Here is a 20,621-nt window from a genome sequence, read left to right as displayed (position 1 = left end):
AACGCGGCCTAATCGATCAACCGCCCATCCGGCTCGAAGAATGGGTGCGGGCCATCGAATTTGCCCACATACGCGAGATGGCTCACCAGTCCCTGGCCCGGCGCCCATGCGTGCACCTTGTAGGCGGGCGGCTCCATGACGAAGCCCGGTTCGCCATCCTGATCGAGATCGAGCGCCACCTGATGCGCGGGTGACGGACAGGTCGACGCCACCGTGCCCGCAAAGCGCACGTCAATGGAGCGATGCAGATGGCCGCAGATGATGCGCTCGACATTGCCAGCGGCACGCACGATCTGCGCGAACGGTGCGATGTCGTCTTCGGCCAGCGATTGAACGTCCATGTGGTGGATGCCCGTGGCAAACGGCGGGTGGTGCATGGCGATGACGGTCGGGCGCTGTGTTTCGTGCGCCAGCGTATCGGCCAGCCAATCGAGGCGCTGCACGCCGAGGCGGCCGCCCGGGTGGCCTGTGTCGAGCGTATCGAGCACGATCAGGCGCACGTTGCCGATATCGGCCCAGTACTGGAAGGCGTTCGAGTCTTGTGCGGCAACCGGGATAGGCGCGAGCCAATCAGCAAAGGCTTCGCGCGCCGCGTCACGGGCATCGTGGTTGCCGAGCACCGCAAGCATGCGAATGCCTGCAGCATCCAGCGGTGCGAGCACGGCGCGCAGGTGGGCATATTCCTCTGGCGCGCCGGTATCGACCAAGTCGCCTGTCAGCACAATGGCGTCGGGCCGCTGCGGCTGCGCGAGGATATGCGCCACGCAGCGCGCCAGATACGCAGCGGAATCCACACGCCGGTAGGCCAGCCGCCCGGGCCGCTTGATATGAAGGTCGGTCAGTTGCAGGAAGTGCATCACGCTTGCAAGGTCAGGAGGCGGTCAGCCGGAACATTGAAGCCGACTGCGTGGCCCGGTGCAAAGTGCTGGCGGCCGGGCAAATCGATGAACAACGACGTGGCCGAAACGCCTGCCACGCGCACACGGGTGCGGAAACCCAGGAACACCGCCGATTCGACCGTGCCCCTGAGCGCGGCCTGGGCCGGATCGGCCAGTACAGCGTCTTCGGGGCGGAAGAACACCGCATCGCCCTCGCCTGCGGGCGCCGCCACACGGCCGCCTGCGCAGACGAACGCGCCATCCTGCCGCCTGCCGTCGAGCCGGTTCATGATGCCGATGAAATCCGCCACATGCCGGTTGGCGGGCTGGAAGTAGATTTCGCGCGGGGTGCCGATCTGCGCGATACGCCCGGCTTCCATGACGACGATGCGGTCAGCCAGCGCCATCGCCTCTTCCTGGTCGTGCGTGACATAGATGGTGGTGATGCCAAGGCTGCGCAGCAGGCGGTCCATCTCGGCACGCACGGATTCGCGCAGCTTGGCGTCAAGCGCCGTGAGCGGTTCGTCCAGCAGCAGCACACGCGGCTCGGGGGCCAGGGCGCGCGCCAATGCCACACGCTGGCGCTGGCCGCCGGAGAGCTGATCCACGCCGCGATCCGCATACGGCGTGAGGTGCATCATCTCCAGCAGCGTGTTTGCGCGGGCGCTGATCTGCGCGTCGGACAGGCCGTTGTGCCGGCGCTGGATGCGCAGGCCGTATTCCACATTGCCGCACACGCTCAGGTTGGGAAACAGCGCATAGCTCTGGAACACCATGCCGACGCGGCGGCGCTCAATCGGAAGCGCGGTGACGTCATCATCGCCAAAGTGCACGGTGCCGCCTGCATCCGGTGCTTCCAGCCCTGCGACGATGCGCAGCGTGGTGGTCTTGCCGCAGCCCGAGGGCCCGAGCAGCACCACGGTCTCACCGGCAGCAATGTCGAGTTCCATCGGCTCCAGCACGCGCTGGCCTCCGAAGTGCTTGCCGCAGCCGCGCAGCCGGATCGGCACGGGCGGGAGATGTAGGGGTTCGGTACGCATCAGGAAGCCTTTCCGTTGTTCACACGCAAGCCGCCAAAGCGCTGCATCAGCACCAGCAGCGGCACGATCATGACGAAGAAGATCAGCGTGTAGGCGCTGGCAATCTCCAGGCGCATCGACGCATAAGTGTCGGCCAGGCCGACGGGCAGTGTCTTGGTTTCGGGCGTGTGCAGCATCCAGGTCAGGTTGAATTCACCCACCGAGAGCGTCACCACCGTCAGCGCGCCGGCCAGAATGCCGGGCTGCACATTGGGCAGCACGATGGTGCAAAACCGCTGCCAGAACGATGCGCCCAGGCTGGCCGCGCCCTCTTCCAGCGTCTTCAGGTTCTGCCCCGCACACACTGCCGCCACCGCGCGCACCATGAACGGCAGCGTGAACACCACGTGCCCGACGACGATGAACCACAGGCTCTCGCGAAAGCCGCCGAAACCGCCGTACGCGACGATCAGCCCCAGCGCCGTCGCCAGCCCTGGCAGCGCCACGGGCAGCGTGAGAAATTCTTCGATCAAGCGGCTCGTGCGGCTTTGGCGGCGGGCCAGCACATAACCGGCCGGCACGCCTGCGGCCAGCACGATCACCAGCGTGCACAGTGCCACCAGCAGCGACATCCAGATCGATGCGTGGTACAGGTCCCACACCTGGGCAACCCAATCCAGCGTCCAGCCGCTTTTGAACCCGCGGATGTAGTTGCGCGTCAGCCCCACCGCCATCGACAGCACAACAGGCACGATCAGGAACAGGCACAGCAGCAGCGTGATGAACCACTGCGCGATAGACAAGACGCGTTTCATGCCGCCGCTCCAGTCGGGCTGCCGCTTGCCGTGCGTGCAATCGCCAGCACCAGCCACGTCACCACGCCCAGCACCACTGACAGCGCCGCCGCCATCGCAATGCCCGCGTTGAGCGTGAACTCGGTGTAGATCGTCATCGGCAATACGTCGATTTCCGTGGCGAGCGTGAACGCCGTGCCGAATGCGCCCATCGACGTGGCGAAGCAGATCGCCCCCGAGGCCACGAGCGCGGGTGCCAGCCCCGGCACCAGCACGTCGCGCGTCACTTGCCACGACGACGCGCCCAGCGAGCGCGCCGCTTCTTCCAATGAACGATCGAGCTTCTCCGCCGCGGCCATCACCGTCAGCACCACGCGCGGAATCGAGAAATACAGGTAACCGAGAAACAGCCCACCGATTGAATAAGCGAATACCCATTTCTCGCCGATGAGCTTGTGCGTGAGATCACCCAGCAAGCCCTGGCGCCCAGCCAGCAGGATCACCATGAAGCCGACCACCACGCCGGGGAACGCCAGCGGAAAAGTCAGCATGGCAGTAATCACCCGTTTGCCCGGCACGTCATGACGCACCAGGAACAGCCCCGCGATGGTCGACAGCACGAGCGTTGCCAGCGTGACGGCGGCTGACAGCACCACCGTTGAAAACAAGCTGCCCAGATAGCGCGGCGTGGTCAGCGCCGCGGTGTAAGTGGCGATCACGCCCTCGCTGCCGCTCACACGCAGCAGCGCAACCATCGGCAACAGCCAGAACGCGCAGAACAGCGCGACGGCCGGTGCCAGCAACGCCACCCGCCACCGTGCGGGCAGCACCGCATCGTCAGGCGGGGTGGCTCGGGTGGCGGTGCTCATGCTCAGCGGACCTCGTTCAGATAGCGCGTGCCGAATGCCTGCTGACCGGCGGCCATCTTATTGAAATCGACCGTCTTCACGCGGGCATATTCGCTGGCCGGCAGGAAGCGCGATGCGGCTTCCTTGCTCATGGCGTTGGCGCGCACCGGGCGCAGGTAGGCGTTGGCCCACAGCGCCTGACCTTCGTCCGACAGCACGAAGTCCAACACCTTCTTGGCGTTGTCAGCATGCGGCGCGCCAGCGGTCAGGCTCATCACGTACGGCACGGCAATCGTGCCTTCCTGCGGGATCACGAACTCCACGTTGGCGTGGTCCTTGTATTTGGCGCGGTAGGCGTTGAAGTCGTAGTCGAGCAGGATGGGAATTTCACCTGCCACGACGCGCGCGTAGGCGGTTTGCTTGGGCACAATCGGCGCGTTCTTCTTCAGTTGCTTGAACCACTCGATGCCGGGGCCGAAGTTGTCCAGCGTGCCGCCCAGCGCCTGGTTGACCGCCACGGCGCCCACATAACCGACAAAGGCGCTGCTCGGGTCCAGGTAGCCGACCATGCCCTTGTATTCGGGCTTAAGCAGGTCTTTCCACGAATGCGGCACGGGCTTGCCTTCCAGTGCGTCCTTGTTGACGAAGAAGCCCAGCGTGCCCGAGTGGATCGAGAAAAACGCGCCGTCCGGATCCTTCATGCCGGCAGGAATGTCGTCCCAGTGCTTGGGCTTGTAGTTGGCGACCAGCCCTTTCTCCTTGGCCTGATAGGCGGACGTGATGCCCAGGTAGGCCACATCCGCCACCGGGTGCGACTTCTCAGCCAGCATCTGCGCGATGGCCTGGCCGGAGTTCTTGTTGTCGAACGGCACGGTCACGCCGGTCTTTTCTTTGATGGCCTTGATCTGGCTGGCCCAGTCAGCCCATTCGGGCGGGCAGTTGTAGCAGATGGCGACCTGCTGGCCGGCCGGCTGAGCTTGCACCGGCCCAGCCACGGCAAACGCGCCGGCAGCAACAGCGGCACCAGCGAGGCCGCACGCGCGCAGCCATTGAACGAGACGTTTCATCGAGACGCTCCTTGCGTATCAGACGTGAGGGAAGAAACAGCGGACAAAGAGGCTTCTGTCGGCGCACGGGCCAGCGTGCCGCCCGCCAGCAGACGGTGCGGCAAGGTGATTGACGGCACCACCTCACCGGTGATGCGGCGGGCCAGTGCAAGGGCGGCATCGGTGCCGATACGTCGGTGCGGCTGCGCCACAGTGGCGAGCGTGGGCGAGAGCCACTGCCCCATCGCCAGACCGTCGAAGCCCACCACGCTCACGTCTTCCGGCACGCGCAGGCCCATCTCGCGCAGTGAGCGGATCGTGAGCAACGCCAGGCGGTCGTTGCTGCAGAAGATGGCGGTCGGGCGCGGCGGCGCCAGCAGGCGGGCCAGCTCGGCGGGCAGCATGGCGTCCGCATTGAAATCAATTTCCACGGGCGGCTGCGGCGCGATGCCGGCGGCTTCCAGTGCCTCCCGATAGCCGTTGTGGCGCAACGCGGCACGGTCGGATGCCCAGAGCGTGCCCGTCAGCATGCGGATCTGCCGATGCCCTTGCGCCAGCAACGCGCGGATGGCGTCGCGTGCGGCGGCCCGGTTGTCGACCGTCACGCAGCAGCGGGCGGGAATACGTGCCTGGCCGACCGTGTCGTTGTAGACCAGCACGTAGGGCACGTGCTCGGCGTCCAGGCGATCGAGGTGCGGATTGGCGGCGGCATCGGCCACCGTCAAGATCAAGCCATCGACGCGCTGCTCGAGCATGGTCTCGATGGCACGGGCTTCGCGCTGGCGGTCATAGGCGGTGGTCATCAGCATGACGCGCTGGCCCGTGATGGACGCCGCTTCCTCGATGCCCTGCACGCATTCGGCAAACACCGGGTTGGCCAGCGACGGCAGCACCACGCCCAGCAAGCCTGTGCGCACGGCGCGCAACTGGCGGCCCAGCGCGTTCGGGCGATATTGCAGTGCGTCCATGGCAGCCTGCACACGGGCCAGCGTTGCCGCGCTCACCCGCTCGGGCGTATTGACCGCGCGCGACACCGTTGCAATCGAAATGCCGGCATGCGTGGCCACGTCCTTGATGCTGCTTCCCACGGCGCCCCCTCGGAATTTGTAAACGTTTACATCGTAGGTGGCCGGAGTGACTCTTTTATGACAATCGATGCTGCGCTGCAGTCACCGCCGCAACGCAGCATCGCCGTTGTTGCGCGTGGCAAAGTTACAAAGCTCGCATATGCTTCTTACCAAACTGGCTAGCACGGTGCGCCAGCATGCGCTCTGCTGCATGGCCCGGTTGCTGCTGTGTCGTTCCTGCCGCCTGCCTGGAGACTGAAGACGCCATGCGTGTATCGCCCGCCTTCGATGTGCCCGCCAATCGCCCGTCAACGCTGCCCACCCTCCTGCAGCACTACGATGCCGTCAGGGCGCAATCGCTGGCCTTGGCCGCGCCGCTGTCCGATGCGGATGCCACCGTCCAATCCATGGACGACGCCAGCCCCGCCAAATGGCATCTCGCCCATACGACGTGGTTCTTTGAAGCGTTTGTTCTCGGCCCCAACGTGCCTGGCTATCGATCGCCCGATCCGCACTATCGCTATCTGTTCAACTCCTACTACGAGACGGTGGGCGCACGGCACCCGCGTCCGCGCCGGGGCATGCTCACGCGCCCGGCGCTCGACGAGGTGCGCACCTATCGGGGCCATGTCGACGCGGCCATGCGGCAGTTGCTTGCCGATGGCGTGACGGACGAAGTTGCCCGCCTGATCACGCTTGGCCTGCACCACGAGCAGCAGCACCAGGAGCTGCTTCTGACCGACCTGCTCCATCTGTTTGCGCAGAACCCGCTGTGCCCCGCCTACGCCGATGCGCCCGCGCCACGCGTGCACGCAGCGCCGGTACCAGCGGGCTGGGTTGGCTTTTCGGGTGGCGCCATACAGATCGGCCAGACCGATTCGGCGGCGGGTTTCATGTTCGATTGCGAAGGCCCGCGCCACACCGTCTGGCTGGAGCCCTACGCGCTGGCCACGCACCCCGTCACCAACCGCGAGTGGCTCGCGTTCATGCAGGACGGCGGTTATCGGCAGCCGACGCTGTGGCTGTCCGACGGCTGGGCCTGGGTGCAGCGCGAAGGCATCGACGCGCCGCTCTACTGGCGAGCCGGCGTGAATGAGGGCGAAGATTGGCTCCAGATGTCGCTGCACGGCCTGCAGCCGGTGGATTGGGACGCCCCCGTCACGCATGTCAGTTTTTATGAGGCCGATGCCTACGCGCGCTGGGTCGGCGCACGCCTGCCCACCGAAGCCGAATGGGAGCACGCTGCCGAAGGCCTGCCCGTGCAGGGCAACTTCGCCGGCCGGGGCGCCTTGCGCGCACTGCCTGATCACGGCGTCGCCAAGGCTGGCAGCCTGCGCCAGTTGTTCGGTGATGTGTGGGAATGGACGGCCAGTCCCTTTGGTCCGTACCCCGGCTTCGCGCCGGCCGAGGGTGCCGTAGGCGAATACAACGGCAAGTTCATGTGCAGCCAGATGGTGCTGCGCGGCGGGTCATGCGTGTCGCCCGAGGGGCATCTGCGGGCGACATATCGCAACTTCTTCTATCCGCACCAGCGGTGGCAGTTCACCGGGTTGCGGCTGGCGCGGCGGGCGTAGACGGGTAACAACCAGGCGCCACGCCAGACTGGTGGCTCAGTTGCCGCGCAATGCGCCAGGCGCTTGGGATTGGTTGCCGCCGCTATTGAAGAGTGCGTCGGTTGGCGTGCCGATCGCATCGCGATTGCTGGGCGCGGCTGCGGCCGGCGCCGTTGAGTTCGGTGCAGGCATCGGCATTGGTGTCGGCGCTTCAGGTGCTGCAGGTGCTGCAGGCATCGGTTTGCCGGACTGCGCTGCCAGCTTGCGACGGCGCGATTCCAGCCCTGCTGCAATCTCGTCCTGGTGATACCGCTTTGCAAAATCGATCACATCCATCTTCTGCTGGTTGCGCAGGTTCATGTCCGCGCCCTCGTCAAGCAGCAGCTTGACGGTGGTGATGTGGCCACCCATGGCTGCCATCATCAGCGGCGTGCTGGCGTTGGGGCTTTCCGCATCGATGTAGGCCGCGTGGTCGAGCAGGTATTTGACGATATCGTCATACCCGTTGGTGGCGGCGTAGTGCAGCGCGGTCCAGCCGGTCTTGTTGACCTCCACGTCATACGTTTCCACCAGCAGTTTCACGATAGGCAGCAGGCCCTGGTAGGCGGCCATCATCAGCGCGTTTTCGCCTGCGGCGTTGGTGCGCTCGAAATCGATGTTCTTGGCGCGGATCAGCGCTTGTGCCACTTCGACGTTTTTGTCCTTGAGCGCATCCACCAGCAACGGCGTGCCATCGCGCGTGTTCAAGTTGGGGTCAACGCCCTGCGCAATGTACCTCTGCACCAGCACCGGCCGGTTGTATTCAACCGCAGCGCGCAGGTCGTCTTGCGCAGAGGCGAATGCTGCACCCGATAACGCCATCGTCAGTCCGGCAGTCAGCCCGGTCATCAGCGCGATTTTTTTCATCATCTGCTTCAAGTTATCGCGATATTGCATTGAATAGATTGAAGAAATTGTCCGTCGTGACACCAGCGATGCGGTCCAGGGGTTCGCCGCGCAGCGTGGCCAGAAACTCGCCCACATGCCGCACGTAGGCCGGCTCGTTGGTTTTGCCGCGAAACGGCACCGGTGCCAGGTACGGCGAGTCTGTCTCGATCAGCATGCGGTCCAGCGGCACCTTCTTGGCAGTTTCCTGCAGGTCCACAGCGTTCTTGAACGTCACGATGCCCGAGAACGAGATATAGAAGCCCAGATCCAGCGCGGCCTTGGCCACGTCCCAGCTTTCAGTAAAGCAATGCATGACCCCGCGCGCTGCCTCGGCACCCTCTTCGCGCATGATGGCCAGCGTGTCGTCTGCGGAGGATCGCGTATGGATCACCAGCGGCTTGCCGGTCTGTTTCGATGCGCGGATATGCGTGCGGAAGCGATCGCGCTGCCACTCCATGTCGGCCACGGTGCGCTCGCCCAAGCGGTAGTAGTCGAGCCCTGTCTCGCCGATGCCGACTACGCGCGGGTGATCGGCCAAGGTCAGCAGGCGCTCCAGCGTTGGCTCTTCAATGCGCTTGCCCTCTTCAATGTCGGCTTCGGCATCGGGATGCACGCCCACGGTGGCGTACACATTCGGCTCCTGCTCGGCGATCTCCAGAACGCTCGGAAAATCTTCCAGCGTGACGGAAATGCACAGCGCGTGCGTGACACGGTTTTCGCGCATGCGCGCCAGCAACTCAGGCAGACGCGCGCGCAAGTCCGGGAAATTGATGTGGCAGTGAGAATCAACAAACATTGAATAATCAGAAAGTTACGGCACAAATTTCGTGTGCCGCATCAAATAAAAATCAGAGCGTTTGGGTGGGCCGCTGCGAGTTGATCTGCTTGCCCAGCAACTCTTCGATCACGCGGCGCAGGGTGCGGCAGGGTTCGTCCTCCCCCAGGTGTACGCCAATGCCCGGCGTCTTTGCGGGCGTGCCGACCGGCGTGATCCATGCCACCTTGCCGGCCACCTGATATTTCTGTGGCCGATCCAGCAACGACAGCACGAGGAAGACCTCCTCGCCAATCCGGTAAGGGCGCTGGGTTGGCACAAAGATGCCGCCGTTTTTCAGGAACGGCATATACGCGGCGTGCAGGCCGGCTTCATCCTTGATGGCTAGCGACACAATGCCCGGACGGGTCGGTGCGTTTGTGGCGACGCCTGCCACAGCGGGCGTGCCTGGGGTGGCGGGAGTGACGGGGGTGCCAGGCGTACGAAGAGGTGCAGTGCTCACAGGGTGTCCAGAAGATGCAAACGTTCAGAGGCGGGTCGGGGTCAGGCAGCCGGAAAGAGCTGCCGGTAATCCAGCAAAAGGCTTTCGATGACGAGCCGCGCGGCCAGGGGGTGCTGCTCGGTGCGACGCCGCTCTGGCAACGCACGCGCGAAACGTTCCAGGCGCTCCAGCGGGATGGTGTTCGCGCAACGTTGCAGCGCATCGCGCTGGGCCGGGAAATAGCGCGGACGCCCCGCCAGCCGCGCCGCCATCAGGTCAAAAACCCATCGGTGCATGGTACTGAGAACGGCGGGCACCGACAATTTCTGTAAATGATCGGCTGTGGACAGCGCGTCCAGTTTGGCGCCTTGGCCGAGCTGTTCGAGCAGGAATTGCAGCAAGGGGCGATCTTCGGACTCGGCAGCCGCCAGCGCAGCCAGCGGCGCATTGCCGAATTCGGCCAGCAGATTTTGCGCGTGCGGTACGCCCTGCTGCTCCAGCCACTGGCGCGCAGCGTCAGGCTGCGGCGGCTGCAGCGGAAACTGGCGGCAGCGCGACAGAATGGTCGGCAGGATGCGATCAATGCGGTCCGTCACCAGCAGGAAGATGGTGTTCTGCGGCGGCTCTTCCAGCGTCTTGAGCAGCGCGTTGGCGCCTTCAGTCTGCAGCGCATCAAGCGGATACAGCACCACCACCCGCAGCCCGGCTCGATGCGTGCCGACACCCACCGCCTCGATCAGGTTGCGCACCTGCTCCATGCGGATGATCTTGCTGGGCGCCTTTTTCTTGCCATCGGCGTCTTTCTCCGTCTCGGGCGCGTCTTCCATGGCTTCGGGGCGCACAAGGTGGAAATCCGGATGGTTGCCTTGGGCGAACCAGTTGCAGGCCGCACACGTACCGCACGGCTGGCCGTCGGCGGCGGGCGTATCGCACAGCAAGCCTTGCGCAAAGTGCATGGCGAAATCGCGCTTGCCGGTGCCGGCCTGACCGTTGAGCAGGATCGCGTGCGGCAACTTGGCTCGCATGGTGTGCAGGCGGGACCAATCAGCGGATTGCCAAGGATAAAGCATCATGAATCAATGGGTTGCGTCAGATTGTTGATGCGAATTCGCGCCGTGAAACCATTATTTCTGTATCAGAAATTGCCTGCCAAATCAGAGTGTTGCAAGCAGATTCTCTAAGTCTTTCTGGATATCACTGCGCTCGCGATTGGCGTTTAGCACGACAAATCGATCCGGCTCAACGGCTGCGCGGCGCAGGTATTCGGCGCGCGTTCGCAAGAAAAACTGGGCGGACTCGGCTTCGAACTTGTCGGGCGTGCGGGCATCAGCCAGGCGCGCGGCGGCAATCTCGGGGGCGAGATCGAACAGGATGGTCTTGGTCGGTTGCAGGCCTTGCTGCACCCAGCGCTCCAGAGCCTCCAGCCGCTCGATGGCCAAGCCCCTGCCCCCACCTTGATAGGCAAAGGTCGCATCGGTGAAGCGATCGGAGATGACCCAATCGCCCGCCTCGAGCGCGGGTTGAATCACCTCGGCGATGTGTTCGCGGCGGCTGGCGAACATCAGCAGCGCTTCAGTTTCCAGATGCATGCGCTCGTGCAGCAGTACTTCGCGCAGGCGCTCGCCCAACGGCGTGCCGCCCGGCTCGCGGGTCACGACGAGTTTTTTCCCCAGTGGCGCGAGTTTCGCCTGCAATTGCTGGGCAAACCACGCCAGGTGCGTGCTCTTGCCCGCGCCGTCAATACCTTCGAATGTAATGAACTTGCCGGTCATGGTTGGCCGCGCTGATATTTGTTGACGGCCCGGTTGTGGTCCGTCAGGTTGGTCGAAAACTGGCTGCTGCCGTCGCCGCGCGCTACGAAATACAGCGCGTCGGACGGCGCCGGATTCAGCGCCGCTTGGAGCGACGCCATGCCTGGCAGCGCGATTGGCGTGGGCGGCAGGCCGATGCGCGTGTAGGTGTTGTACGGCGTGTCGCTCTGCAGATCGCGCTTGCGCAAATTGCCGTCAAAGCCCGCGCCAATGCCGTAAATGACCGTCGGGTCTGTCTGCAGGAGCATGTTTTTGCGCAAGCGGTTGACGAACACCGCCGCAATCATCGGCCGTTCGAGCGTCTGGCCGGTCTCCTTCTCGATGATGGAGGCCATGGTCAGGGCTTCGTACGGCGTCTTGTATGGCAGATCGAGCGCACGCTTGGCCCACGCATCGTTCAGACGCTTCTGCATGGCCTGATAGGCGTGGCGGTATAGCTCCACGTCGGAGCTGCCGCGTGCAAACAAATACGTATCAGGAAAGAACAGGCCTTCCGGGTTGGTTTCGGCCGCGCCGATCTTGCGCATCAGGTCTGCATCAGACATGCCAGCGGTATCGTGCTTGAGCGCAGGCTCCGCATCGACCACGGCCCGCATCTGCCGCATGGACCACCCCTCAATGACGGTAACGACATAGTGCGTGACCTCGCCGCGCGCCATCTTGTCGAGAATAGACAGCGGCGTGGCACCCGTTTCCAGCGCATAGCCGCCGGCCTTCAGGCTCTTGGCGTTGCCGGTGGCGCGTGCCACGAGCGAAAACAACTGCGGCTGCACACTCACGCCGGCATTGGCGAGTTGCCTGGCGACCGAGATCACACTCGAGTTGGGCTTGATCACCACTTCCAGCGGCGAAGCCGACAGACTGACCGGTTGCTGAGCCCACCACGCCACGCCGCCTGCTGCCGCCAGCACAATCAGTGTCGCCAGCAGGATCAAGCGTTTAAGAAAAGAGAGCATTGTGTTGCGAATTTGCGTGCGGAACCGGCTGACGCCAGCGATTTCCGCACTCTTGAAATGGATAGGCAGGGCACAAACCACCCTTCAGACAGCCCAATATAATACCGGGTCAACCTCAGGCCGCCCCGCACACCATGAATGATGTCTTTCACGATTTTGTTGATACGTTGAGCTTCCCTCCGCTCGATATGCAATTTGAGGCCGCCACGCACGGCAGCGTGCTGTGCGCGCCGACTGATCTTGCGCGCATCGCCGTTGAAGGCGCTGATGCCGCCGAGTTCCTCCATAACCAACTGACCAACGCCGTCACCGGCCTGGGCCTGAGCCAGGCGCGCCTGGCCGGCTACTGCTCGCCCAAGGGCCGGCTGCTTGCCACGCTGCTGATGTGGCGTCAGGCCGATACGATCGTGCTGCAGACCGACAAGTTGATCGCGCCCGCGCTGACCAAGCGCCTCTCGATGTTCGTGCTGCGCGCCAAGGCAAAACTGCGCCCGATGGACGAGTTCATCGCCATCGGTGTCGCGGGGCCGGATGCGGCGGAAGCGCTGCGCGAAGCCGGTGCCGTGTTGCCCGAGCCTGATGCCGTCAACGCTGTGGCACAACAGCCTGCGACGGTGGGCCAGCAGGTCGGTGCGGTGATCCGCCTGCCGGATGCCGAAGGCCGCCCACGCTATCAATGGATGGTGCACGCCGAGCACTTCCAGCACGCCTGGAAGACCCTGTCTTCGCGCCTGTCGCTGATTGGCACCGAGGTGTGGGATTGGATGAGCCTGCAAGCAGGTGTGCCACACATCACACCGCCCACGCAAGAGCAGTTCGTCCCGCAAATGGTGAACCTGGAGTTGCTGGGGGGCGTCGATTTTCGCAAGGGCTGCTATCCCGGCCAAGAGATTGTGGCGCGCAGCCAGTATCGCGGCACGCTCAAGCGGCGCATGCAGCGCGCACACGTGAATGCCCCCACGTCCGCCGGTGCCGAGGTCTACAGCGCAAATGATCTGAACCAGCCGTGCGGGATGGTGGTCAACGCAGCCATGGCGCCGGATGGCGGCACCGATCTGCTGGTGGAGTTGAAGCTTGATGCGCTCGACACTGTCATCCACCTCGCCACGGCGGACGGCCCCGTGCTGACGTTGCAGAACCTGCCGTACGCCATTCCCGCTTCAGAAAACGCCTGACACCGGACCCCATCATGGCCGACCACCTGTTCGTCTACTTCCGCATTGCCGAGCGCGACGCTGCTGCTGCGCTACCGCGCTGGCAACGCTGGCTCGACACCGTGGAAGAGGCGACCGGCGTGGCGGGCAACCTGATGCGCCGTCCAGAAATACGCGACGGCCAGGCCACGTGGATGGAGTCCTACAACGACGTCCCGCCTGCATTTGCCGCCACTCTGGCCGGCCTGTGGGAAACCGGCGGCCCACGTGAATTCGTCGCAAGTGAACGCCATGTAGAGCTGTTTGTCGATCTGGAAAACAGTTGACGGCGTGCTGGTGCAATCGACATCGCAAAAATTCGGCAGGCTGCTATGCTTGGCCGAAGCCCGCGCAACCCAGGTCGTCACATTGACCATTGGCCGTTTGTTGTGCGGCATGTTCAAAGGAAGTGCTCATGTGTTTGATTCTCACGGCCTGGCACGCCCACCCCGCCTATGCGCTGGTGGTGGCCGCCAACCGGGACGAATTCTATGACCGCCCTGCCGCGCCCCTGGCATGGTGGAGCGACGCGCCCAACGTGCTGGCCGGGCGTGACATGGCCCAGGTGGTCGGTCACGCAGGCACGTGGATGGGCATGACGCGCGACGGCCGCTTTGCCGCGCTGACCAACTATCGCGCCCCGTCAGAGCGCCGCCCCGATGCGCGTTCCCGTGGGGAACTGGTCTCCAATTTCCTGACGGCGGATGACCTGTCTGTCCCCGCTTATCTCGATAGCCTCACCGCTCGCGACCGCGCATACAACGGCTACAACCTGCTGACCGCCACGCGCGACGAACTCTGGTGGACCAGCAACCGTGCCGAAGCACCGCGCAAGCTCGCCCCCGGCCTGTATGGGCTGTCCAACGCGCTGCTCGATACGCCATGGTTCAAGGTGCGGCATCGCATGGCCGCTTTTGCCGAGGCGCTCGCAGCAGATACGGGCCGGCACGGCAACGCGCTGGACGTGACGCGCTATCTCGATCTACTGTCTGAAACGCGTGAAGCGCCGACCGGCTCCTTGCCCGCCACGGGCGTGGCACCAGAGTGGGAGAAGCTGCTTTCCGCCGCATTCATCCGCTCGCCGCGCTATGGCACGCGTGCCAGCACCATCGTGCGCATCCGCCACGACGGCTGCTTTGACGTGACCGAGCGCCGCTTCGATGCCCAAGGCCAGATTGGCGAGACGCGCTATCTCGGCGTGCTCGATACCGTCACGCACGCCGACACTTAAGCGCAGCGCTGTTCAGGCCGCTTCCTGGTGGGTAGCGGCCAACGCATCCACTTCCATCTCGGTGATGGCCGCGCCGCCTGGGCGCAGCGCCGAATGCTCGCGCTTGGACTGCACCAGCGGATAGAACATCTGCGCCGTCCAGGGCTCGGCACCGAACAGCACGTCATCTTGCAGCCCGATTTGCGCCGGATATTTGCGCGTGATATGCGCTGTGCCAAACAGGACATCCCAGAAGAACAGCAGATTGCCGAAGTTGCCCTTGTAGTGGCCGATGCCATCGGCGTTGGTGAGCGCGTGGTGCGCCCAGTGCGTGGCGGGTGTGGAAATCGTGCGCTCGATTACCCACATCAGCGGGCGCAGCGCGCGGATGCGATACAGCGGCGCATCCCACGGCCACGCACAGTGCGCACCGATGATGACCGCCAGTTTGGCCACCAGATACGCTGCGTAGACGGGACCAAAGCCCAGGTACACCGCCACGCCGCCAATCCACAAGCCCGGCATCATCAGGTAGTAGAAGAAGTTGTTACGGTACGTAATGCGCACGCTCATGTAGGACGCGCTGTGGTGCGCGCGGTGCAGTGGCCACAGCAGCGGCGTGTGCGAGGCGCGGTGCCAGAGATATTGCGTGAGGTCATCGCCGATGAGCAGCAAGCCGACCATCGCCCACCAGGGCAAATCAGCCCACGCGTTGTGCTGCGCCGGGATAAGCCATTTGCACAGCGCGTTGCTGCCCAGCAATGCAATCGGCTGGGTGACGGCGATGAGGCTGATGAACATCAGCGCTTCCAGCCACGCATCGTTGGCGGTCGCGCGGCCGCGTACGCTCGCCTGGTAGCGCCGGGTTACGAACTCCATGGCGGCAAAGCCCAGGATGCAGACCGCAATCAGAGCGTGCTCCATGTGCGAACTCATTGGTGTGTCTCCTCGCTTTTGTTGTGGAGAGAAGCCTAGAAGTGGTAGCTCAATGCGTCCAATGCATAATGAACATTCATTCAATGCGTTATACGCAACACCATGGACCTGCGCCGCCTCAGTCACGTCGTTGCCCTGGCCGACACCCTGCACTTCGCTCGCGCCGCAGATGCGGTGCATCTTAGCCAGCCTGCTTTCAGCCGCAGCATCCAAGCGATTGAGGATGACCTTGGCATCCGCCTGTTCGATCGCGAAACCGGAGATGTCCGCCCCACTCCCGCCGGCGAATTCGTCATCGAGCGCGCACGCCGCCTGCTGTTCGAGGCGCGCTGTTTGCAACGCGACGTTGACCTCTATCGTGACAGCCAGTTGGGCGACACAGCGTTTGGCGTGGGGCCGCTGCTGACAGCCACGCTCATGCCGCAAGCGCTACAGGAACTGCGGCAGCAGCATCCTCAAGTGGCGCTGCGCATGGAAGTTGGCAACTGGGTGCAACTGCTGGAGAGCCTGCGCAGCGAGAACATCGAGTTCTTCGCCGCTGACGTGCGTGACATGCCGAAAGACGCTGCGCTGGATATCCAGTTGATCGGCGGCCAGCCACCTCATCTGTACGTGCGTGCGGGCCATCCGCTTACCGAGCGGGAGCACACGCTACGCGAAGTCTGGGAGTACGGCATTGCCGTGCCGAAACTGCTGAGCCCGTCAAAAATCGAGCTGGCCTTGCTTTTGGGCCTGCCGGCGGGCCAAGAAGCCAGCATTGCGCTGGAATGCGACAACTACGGCGTGCTGAAGACTGTGGCGCTCGCCACGGACACGGTGTTGGGCGCAACCGACGCGGCGGTACAGGATGAGTTGGCCTCCGGCGCGCTGGTCAGGCTGAAGGTGAAAGGCTGGCTGTCGGCGCCATCCATCACGGGGGTTGTGCGGCTGCGCGGCAGAACCGCATCACCGGCAGCGCAGGCGGCCATCGCAGCAATTGTGCGGGCCGCCCGGGCAATCAACGTGTAGGTGGCTTGTTACAACACGCGGCGCATGGTCCGGTGCGGAATGCCGGCCTCTTCAAACTCCGCGCCCTCGGCCGTAAAGCCCGCGCGCGCATAAAACGGCATGGCGTGGGTTTGCGCGTTCAGGATCAACTCGGGATAGCCAAGAGAGTGCGCCTTGTCGATCAGCGCTTCCAGCACGCGTGCGCCGACACCTGTGCCGCGCGCTTCCTTACGCACCGCCATGCGGCCGATATGGCCGTCGGGCAGCAGACGGCCGGTGGCGACTGAACGCCCGGCGGTGTCGCGCGCCAGCGCATGCCAGCACTGGTCATCCCACTCATCCCATTCGAGTTCGACGGGCACGCCCTGCTCGATGACAAACACGTCGTAGCGGATGGCACGCGCCTCTTCGCGCACGGCGTCCCAGCGGTTGACTTCAACGCCAGCAAGCGGGCGGGCAGATTCAGGAGCAGTCATGTTTCAGGCTTCAGAACTTCAAAATTGAGGATGCGATCGCGCAGCGTGTCGGGGATCGGCGCGGAGGTCTGCGTGGCGGGCGCAGCGCATACGTAGATGACTTCGCCGGTGACGAGGTGTTCGTCTGCGCGATACATCTCGATGATAAAGCGCATGCTGGAGCGGCCCAGACGCGCCACACGGCAGCGCAGGTCCAGCTCGTCGTCAAAGCGCGCGGAGGCGTGGTATTCGAGCGTGGATTTGACCACGTAGAAATCCACGCCGAAGATGTCGACCACATCCACCGGGTACCGCACGCCGATGCTGCGCCAGTACTCAGTGATGCACACATCGGCGTACAGCAGATAGTGGCCGTTGAAGACGATGCTCTGCGCATCGACTTCGGCCCAGCGCACGCGCAGCGGCGTGCTGTGGCGGAAATCCTCGATCGCCATGCGGTCTCCTCTCGTTATGTCTTATGCAGTCTCGGTGCCGAAGGCGCGGCGCAGCGCGTTGGCTGCATCACGGTGCGCGTCTTCCACGGCCGGCACGAAGCGGCCGATCTTGAAGAAGTCGTGGATCATGCCCTCGTACAGCTTGAGCTCGACCGGCACTTCTGCGGCGCGCAGCTTGTTGGCGTAGCCGATGCCAGCGTCGCGGATAGGGTCGAAACCGGCCACGGCAATCCAGGCTGGGCACACGCCGGCAACGTCCGCGCCGTGGCCGCCGGCATCCAGCGGAGCAAACCGCCAGTCGTCGCGGTCGGCATCAGTGCGCAGATATTGCGAGAAGAACCAGTGGATCATTTCCTGCGTGAGCAGATAGCCTTCGGCAAACTCGCGGTGCGATGGCGTGGATTCACGCGCGGTCGTGCCGGGATAAATCAGCAGTTGCAGCACCGGCGCCAAGCCGAGGTTGCGCGCCTCAATGGCGCTGACGGCAGCCAGCGTGCCGCCTGCGCTGTCGCCCCCGAAAGCAATGCGCGACGGATCTGCGCCAATGGTAGCGGCTTCATCGAACACCCACTGCAGCACGTCGAAGGCGTCGTTGGCTGCGGTCGGGAATTTCCAGTCGGGCCCGAGCCGGTAGTCCACCGACAGCACCATCGCTCCCGATTTGGCCGCGAGCGAGCGGCAAAGGTGATCGTGCGTCTTGATGCTGCCCACCGTAAAACCACCGCCGTGGAAGTACACCAGCAACGGCAGCGGATCGGCCCAGTTGGCCTCGCGCGCCGCGTATGTGCGGATGGGAATGACATAGCCATCACGCGCCGTCACCGTCAAATCATGCACCGCTTCCAACCGGATGGCCGGGATGTCGACAATGGGGCTGCTCTTTTCGTAGGCGATCTTGGCGTCAGCGGGGTCGAGCGCATTCAATGGCGGGCGCTTGGCACGGGCTACAAGATCAAGCAACTGTGCGACGTGCGGGTCGAGAGACAGGGACTGCGGAGGGTGCTGCATGCGTGCGATAACTGAACGATCGTTCTAATTTGGCTATTATCGGAGTATCCATTGAACCACGCCCGCACAGCAAGACGGGCGACGCAGACAAACCATCCGGAGACGACGCATGGCCCTCATCTATTACCTCACCCACGTTCACCTTGGCTTTGGCACTGTCAACGAGCTGAAAAGCGAATGCGCACGCGTCGGCATCCGCCGGCCGATGATCGTGACCGACAAGGGCGTGGCCGCCGCCGGACTCGCGCAACGGGCCATTGATGCCACGGGCGGGCTGCCCGTCACCGTGTTCGACGAGACGCCCTCCAACCCGACCGAGGCGATGGTGCTGAAGGCCTGCGCCCAATACAAGGACGCTGGCTGCGATGGGCTGATCGCCATTGGCGGCGGCTCGTCGATCGATCTGGCCAAAGGCATTGCGATTGCGGCGACGCACCCCGAGCCGCTCACCACCTACGCGACGATTGAGGGCGGCAGCACGAAGATCACCGAGGCTGCGGCGCCGCTGATCGCGATTCCCACTACGGCGGGCACGGGCAGCGAAGTCGCTCGCGGCGCCATCATCATCCTGGAAGATGGCCGCAAGCTCGGTTTCCACTCGTGGCATCTGCTGCCCAAATCGGCCATTTGCGATGCAGAGTTGACGCTCGGCCTGCCGCCCGCGCTGACGGCCGCCACCGGCATGGATGCGATCGCACATTGCATCGAAACCTTCCTTGCACCCGCCTTCAACCCGCCTGCTGATGGCATTGCGCTGGATGGTCTGGAGCGCGCCTGGGCCAACATCGAACGCGCTACGCAGGAGGGTGCCGACCGCGATGCACGGCTGAACATGATGAGCGCATCAATGCAGGGCGCGATGGCGTTCCAGAAGGGGCTGGGGTGCGTGCACTCGTTGTCGCACCCGCTGGGCGGCGTAAAGGTGAACGGCAAGACTGGCCTGCACCACGGCACGCTCAACGCGGTGGTGCTGCCAGCCGTGCTGCGCTTTAACGAGACGGCGGAAACGGTGGTGCGGGACAACCGCTACGCGCGCATGCGCCGTGTGATGAATCTGCCGGACGGTGCCGACCTCGCCCAGGCTGTGCATGATCTGACGGCGCGGCTTGGCCTGCCGACCGGCCTGCGCCAGATGGGCGTGCCGGATGACGCGCTGGAACATGTCGTGGAAGGCGCTCTGCTCGACCACTGCCACAAAACCAACCCGCGCATCGCCACGGCAGACGACTATCGCCGCATGCTGGCGGAATCGATGTAAAGCAGCGTGTTACGAAACGAACGGCCGGATTAGCGCGGTAATGCGCGCCGGCTGTTCATGCACCACCCAGTGCGTGCCATTGGGAATGCGCTCAAGGCGCATGTCAGGAATGAAGCGCTCCAGCCCATTGAGCAGATGCTTTGGCAGCGCCATGTCCATCTCGCCCCAGATCACCAGCGTGGGCACTTTCACGACCAACGCTTCGGGCGGCATCTGATCGATGCGCAGCGGCGCGGTGCCCTCGATAGGCGGGTGCAATGGCGAGGCACGGTAGTAGTTCACACCGCCCGTCAGGCCGTGCGAACCGCCCTCGCCCGGCTGGCTCCATGCAGCGTGATAGCGCGCTCGCACCTCCGGCGTAAACCACTCGGCCACCGGCTGGCCCATGCCGTGGAAGAAACCTTCCAGTTTCTCGAATTCATTGGCGGCCAGCGCGTCTTCCGAACCCGGCTGGCGCAGCCAGTTCATGTACGCAGATGAAGCCTGCTGCGCCGGATCGGTCAGCAGCGCATTCGCAAATATCCACGGGTGCGGTGAGTTGACGATGACCAGCCGCTCGACCAGCTCCGGATGCTGGATCGCCAGATTCCAGCAGATCGCCCCGCCCCAGTCGTGGGCCACCACGATGGCGCGTTCATACCCCAGCGCGGCAATGAACTGTTCCAGATCCTGCACCAGGAACTTCGGGCGATACGCATCCACCGCCGCGGGCTTGCTCGACAGGTTGTAACCGCGCATGTCGGGCGCTACGGCAAAGTGTGTGTCGCCAAAGGCGGCCAACTGTGCTTCCCATTCGTACCAGAACTCCGGAAAGCCGTGCACGAACAGCATCAGCGGCGCACCACGCTTGCCGGCGCTGGCGTAATGCAGCCGCGTGCCGTTGGGCAGATCGGCAAACTGCGATTCAGTGATGGCGGCAGCCGTTGCTGTGTTCATGGCGATCTCGGAGTGGTGGCGCAGTCGT

The 20,621-nt window shown here is 64.1% G+C and carries 23 protein-coding genes; 6 read left to right on the top strand and 17 right to left on the bottom strand.

Annotated elements, in window-relative coordinates:
- Positions 1–8: 8 nt before the first annotated feature.
- The 6 genes from PSUB009319_RS11635 to PSUB009319_RS11610 are packed head-to-tail and all read right to left on the bottom strand — an operon-like array spanning position 9 to position 5,673.
- Entirely contained in the window at positions 9–857 is an 849-nt protein-coding gene (locus PSUB009319_RS11635; protein ID WP_124382381.1) for a phosphodiesterase, read from the bottom strand.
- Positions 857–1,918 carry an ABC transporter ATP-binding protein gene (locus tag PSUB009319_RS11630; protein WP_124382380.1) on the bottom strand — a complete coding sequence of 354 codons (1,062 nt, stop codon included), beginning with the start codon at positions 1,916–1,918 and terminating at the stop codon, positions 857–859. Before PSUB009319_RS11630 ends, PSUB009319_RS11635 begins: the two co-directional genes overlap by 1 nt.
- Positions 1,918–2,712, bottom strand: coding sequence for an ABC transporter permease (locus PSUB009319_RS11625; protein ID WP_124382379.1), 795 nt, complete (start codon positions 2,710–2,712; stop codon positions 1,918–1,920). The genes PSUB009319_RS11630 and PSUB009319_RS11625 overlap by 1 nt, the downstream gene beginning before the upstream one ends.
- Positions 2,709–3,560 carry an ABC transporter permease gene (locus PSUB009319_RS11620; RefSeq protein ID WP_124382378.1) on the bottom strand — a complete coding sequence of 284 codons (852 nt, stop codon included), beginning with the start codon at positions 3,558–3,560 and terminating at the stop codon, positions 2,709–2,711. Before PSUB009319_RS11620 ends, PSUB009319_RS11625 begins: the two co-directional genes overlap by 4 nt.
- Positions 3,561–3,562: 2 nt before the next feature.
- Complete coding sequence (locus tag PSUB009319_RS11615; protein WP_124382377.1) at positions 3,563–4,606, bottom strand: ABC transporter substrate-binding protein; 1,044 nt, start codon at positions 4,604–4,606, stop codon at positions 3,563–3,565.
- Positions 4,603–5,673, bottom strand: coding sequence for a LacI family DNA-binding transcriptional regulator (locus PSUB009319_RS11610; protein WP_124382376.1), 1,071 nt, complete (start codon positions 5,671–5,673; stop codon positions 4,603–4,605). Before PSUB009319_RS11610 ends, PSUB009319_RS11615 begins: the two co-directional genes overlap by 4 nt.
- A 245-nt stretch (positions 5,674–5,918) precedes the next feature.
- Here PSUB009319_RS11610 and egtB point away from each other — a divergent pair, with 245 nt between their 5' ends.
- Positions 5,919–7,226 carry an ergothioneine biosynthesis protein EgtB gene (gene egtB / locus PSUB009319_RS11605; RefSeq protein ID WP_124382375.1) on the top strand — a complete coding sequence of 436 codons (1,308 nt, stop codon included), beginning with the start codon at positions 5,919–5,921 and terminating at the stop codon, positions 7,224–7,226.
- A 36-nt stretch (positions 7,227–7,262) separates the two neighbouring features.
- On the opposite strand, the gene PSUB009319_RS11600 is transcribed toward egtB, so the two are convergent.
- From PSUB009319_RS11600 to mltG, 6 genes are all read right to left on the bottom strand, one after another.
- Complete coding sequence (locus tag PSUB009319_RS11600) at positions 7,263–8,141, bottom strand: ankyrin repeat domain-containing protein (RefSeq protein WP_124382374.1); 879 nt, start codon at positions 8,139–8,141, stop codon at positions 7,263–7,265.
- A complete protein-coding gene (locus PSUB009319_RS11595) occupies positions 8,125–8,928 on the bottom strand; it encodes a TatD family hydrolase (RefSeq protein WP_124382373.1) in 804 nt (267 codons plus the stop codon). The genes PSUB009319_RS11600 and PSUB009319_RS11595 overlap by 17 nt, the downstream gene beginning before the upstream one ends.
- Before the next feature lie 52 nt (positions 8,929–8,980).
- On the bottom strand, positions 8,981–9,409 hold the full coding sequence (locus tag PSUB009319_RS11590; protein ID WP_124382372.1) for a PilZ domain-containing protein: 429 nt from the start codon (positions 9,407–9,409) through the stop codon (positions 8,981–8,983).
- Positions 9,410–9,450: 41 nt separating this feature from the next.
- Positions 9,451–10,461, bottom strand: coding sequence for a DNA polymerase III subunit delta' (locus PSUB009319_RS11585; RefSeq protein WP_124382371.1), 1,011 nt, complete (start codon positions 10,459–10,461; stop codon positions 9,451–9,453).
- An 81-nt stretch (positions 10,462–10,542) separates the two neighbouring features.
- Positions 10,543–11,160 (bottom strand): dTMP kinase, encoded by a 618-nt coding sequence (gene tmk, locus PSUB009319_RS11580; protein ID WP_124382370.1) that lies wholly within the window; start codon positions 11,158–11,160, stop codon positions 10,543–10,545.
- Positions 11,157–12,155 carry an endolytic transglycosylase MltG gene (gene mltG / locus PSUB009319_RS11575; RefSeq protein WP_124382369.1) on the bottom strand — a complete coding sequence of 333 codons (999 nt, stop codon included), beginning with the start codon at positions 12,153–12,155 and terminating at the stop codon, positions 11,157–11,159. Before mltG ends, tmk begins: the two co-directional genes overlap by 4 nt.
- A gap of 134 nt (positions 12,156–12,289) precedes the next feature.
- On the opposite strand from mltG, the gene PSUB009319_RS11570 reads away from it, so the two are divergent.
- The 3 genes from PSUB009319_RS11570 (at position 12,290) to PSUB009319_RS11560 (ending at position 14,579) form a co-directional block, all read left to right on the top strand.
- Complete coding sequence (locus PSUB009319_RS11570; protein WP_124382368.1) at positions 12,290–13,330, top strand: folate-binding protein YgfZ; 1,041 nt, start codon at positions 12,290–12,292, stop codon at positions 13,328–13,330.
- A 14-nt stretch (positions 13,331–13,344) separates the two neighbouring features.
- Positions 13,345–13,635 (top strand): DUF4936 family protein, encoded by a 291-nt coding sequence (locus PSUB009319_RS11565; protein WP_124382367.1) that lies wholly within the window; start codon positions 13,345–13,347, stop codon positions 13,633–13,635.
- 128 nt (positions 13,636–13,763) lie between these two features.
- A complete protein-coding gene (locus PSUB009319_RS11560) occupies positions 13,764–14,579 on the top strand; it encodes an NRDE family protein (protein WP_124382366.1) in 816 nt (271 codons plus the stop codon).
- 12 nt (positions 14,580–14,591) lie between these two features.
- On the opposite strand, the gene PSUB009319_RS11555 is transcribed toward PSUB009319_RS11560, so the two are convergent.
- Positions 14,592–15,494, bottom strand: coding sequence for a sterol desaturase family protein (locus PSUB009319_RS11555; RefSeq protein ID WP_124382365.1), 903 nt, complete (start codon positions 15,492–15,494; stop codon positions 14,592–14,594).
- A gap of 102 nt (positions 15,495–15,596) precedes the next feature.
- On the opposite strand from PSUB009319_RS11555, the gene PSUB009319_RS11550 reads away from it, so the two are divergent.
- Complete coding sequence (locus PSUB009319_RS11550) at positions 15,597–16,502, top strand: LysR family transcriptional regulator (protein ID WP_124382364.1); 906 nt, start codon at positions 15,597–15,599, stop codon at positions 16,500–16,502.
- Positions 16,503–16,510: 8 nt separating this feature from the next.
- Here the strand turns inward: PSUB009319_RS11550 and PSUB009319_RS11545 are convergent, their stop codons facing one another.
- From PSUB009319_RS11545 to PSUB009319_RS11535, 3 genes are read right to left on the bottom strand one after another with little or no spacing between them, the layout of a single operon-like run.
- Positions 16,511–16,957 carry a GNAT family N-acetyltransferase gene (locus PSUB009319_RS11545; protein WP_124382363.1) on the bottom strand — a complete coding sequence of 149 codons (447 nt, stop codon included), beginning with the start codon at positions 16,955–16,957 and terminating at the stop codon, positions 16,511–16,513.
- Positions 16,954–17,391, bottom strand: coding sequence for a thioesterase family protein (locus PSUB009319_RS11540; protein WP_124382362.1), 438 nt, complete (start codon positions 17,389–17,391; stop codon positions 16,954–16,956). Before PSUB009319_RS11540 ends, PSUB009319_RS11545 begins: the two co-directional genes overlap by 4 nt.
- 21 nt (positions 17,392–17,412) lie before the next feature.
- On the bottom strand, positions 17,413–18,399 hold the full coding sequence (locus PSUB009319_RS11535) for an alpha/beta hydrolase (protein ID WP_124382361.1): 987 nt from the start codon (positions 18,397–18,399) through the stop codon (positions 17,413–17,415).
- A 109-nt stretch (positions 18,400–18,508) separates the two neighbouring features.
- Between PSUB009319_RS11535 and PSUB009319_RS11530 the strand changes: the two genes are divergently transcribed.
- Positions 18,509–19,657 carry an iron-containing alcohol dehydrogenase gene (locus tag PSUB009319_RS11530; RefSeq protein ID WP_124382360.1) on the top strand — a complete coding sequence of 383 codons (1,149 nt, stop codon included), beginning with the start codon at positions 18,509–18,511 and terminating at the stop codon, positions 19,655–19,657.
- Positions 19,658–19,666: 9 nt separating this feature from the next.
- Here PSUB009319_RS11530 and PSUB009319_RS11525 read toward each other — a convergent pair whose 3' ends face one another.
- The gene (locus tag PSUB009319_RS11525; protein ID WP_124382359.1) at positions 19,667–20,593 is read right to left on the bottom strand and encodes an alpha/beta fold hydrolase; all 927 of its coding nucleotides are present in this window, start codon (positions 20,591–20,593) and stop codon (positions 19,667–19,669) included.
- Positions 20,594–20,621 lie beyond the last annotated feature (28 nt).

Origin of the sequence: Ralstonia sp. SET104 (assembly GCF_003851545.1) — a bacterium.
Taxonomy (GTDB): domain Bacteria; phylum Pseudomonadota; class Gammaproteobacteria; order Burkholderiales; family Burkholderiaceae; genus Ralstonia.
This window is presented reverse-complemented; position numbering and strand designations above follow the sequence as displayed.

Bases quoted from the DNA above. Each gene is read 5' to 3' on its own strand.
- PSUB009319_RS11550 (WP_124382364.1), top strand. From the start codon at position 15,597: ATGGACCTGCGCCGCCTCAGTCACGTCGTTGCCCTGGCCGACACCCTG.
- PSUB009319_RS11555 (WP_124382365.1), bottom strand. From the start codon at position 15,494: ATGAGTTCGCACATGGAGCACGCTCTGATTGCGGTCTGCATCCTGGGC.
- PSUB009319_RS11635 (WP_124382381.1), bottom strand. From the start codon at position 857: ATGCACTTCCTGCAACTGACCGACCTTCATATCAAGCGGCCCGGGCGG.
- tmk (WP_124382370.1), bottom strand. From the start codon at position 11,160: ATGACCGGCAAGTTCATTACATTCGAAGGTATTGACGGCGCGGGCAAG.
- PSUB009319_RS11530 (WP_124382360.1), top strand. From the start codon at position 18,509: ATGGCCCTCATCTATTACCTCACCCACGTTCACCTTGGCTTTGGCACT.
- PSUB009319_RS11620 (WP_124382378.1), bottom strand. From the start codon at position 3,560: ATGAGCACCGCCACCCGAGCCACCCCGCCTGACGATGCGGTGCTGCCC.
- PSUB009319_RS11545 (WP_124382363.1), bottom strand. From the start codon at position 16,957: ATGACTGCTCCTGAATCTGCCCGCCCGCTTGCTGGCGTTGAAGTCAAC.
- PSUB009319_RS11630 (WP_124382380.1), bottom strand. From the start codon at position 1,918: ATGCGTACCGAACCCCTACATCTCCCGCCCGTGCCGATCCGGCTGCGC.
- PSUB009319_RS11570 (WP_124382368.1), top strand. From the start codon at position 12,290: ATGAATGATGTCTTTCACGATTTTGTTGATACGTTGAGCTTCCCTCCG.
- PSUB009319_RS11525 (WP_124382359.1), bottom strand. From the start codon at position 20,593: ATGAACACAGCAACGGCTGCCGCCATCACTGAATCGCAGTTTGCCGAT.
- PSUB009319_RS11600 (WP_124382374.1), bottom strand. From the start codon at position 8,141: ATGCAATATCGCGATAACTTGAAGCAGATGATGAAAAAAATCGCGCTG.
- egtB (WP_124382375.1), top strand. From the start codon at position 5,919: ATGCGTGTATCGCCCGCCTTCGATGTGCCCGCCAATCGCCCGTCAACG.
- PSUB009319_RS11565 (WP_124382367.1), top strand. From the start codon at position 13,345: ATGGCCGACCACCTGTTCGTCTACTTCCGCATTGCCGAGCGCGACGCT.
- PSUB009319_RS11535 (WP_124382361.1), bottom strand. From the start codon at position 18,399: ATGCAGCACCCTCCGCAGTCCCTGTCTCTCGACCCGCACGTCGCACAG.
- PSUB009319_RS11560 (WP_124382366.1), top strand. From the start codon at position 13,764: ATGTGTTTGATTCTCACGGCCTGGCACGCCCACCCCGCCTATGCGCTG.
- mltG (WP_124382369.1), bottom strand. From the start codon at position 12,155: ATGCTCTCTTTTCTTAAACGCTTGATCCTGCTGGCGACACTGATTGTG.
- PSUB009319_RS11595 (WP_124382373.1), bottom strand. From the start codon at position 8,928: ATGTTTGTTGATTCTCACTGCCACATCAATTTCCCGGACTTGCGCGCG.
- PSUB009319_RS11585 (WP_124382371.1), bottom strand. From the start codon at position 10,461: ATGATGCTTTATCCTTGGCAATCCGCTGATTGGTCCCGCCTGCACACC.
- PSUB009319_RS11540 (WP_124382362.1), bottom strand. From the start codon at position 17,391: ATGGCGATCGAGGATTTCCGCCACAGCACGCCGCTGCGCGTGCGCTGG.
- PSUB009319_RS11615 (WP_124382377.1), bottom strand. From the start codon at position 4,606: ATGAAACGTCTCGTTCAATGGCTGCGCGCGTGCGGCCTCGCTGGTGCC.
- PSUB009319_RS11625 (WP_124382379.1), bottom strand. From the start codon at position 2,712: ATGAAACGCGTCTTGTCTATCGCGCAGTGGTTCATCACGCTGCTGCTG.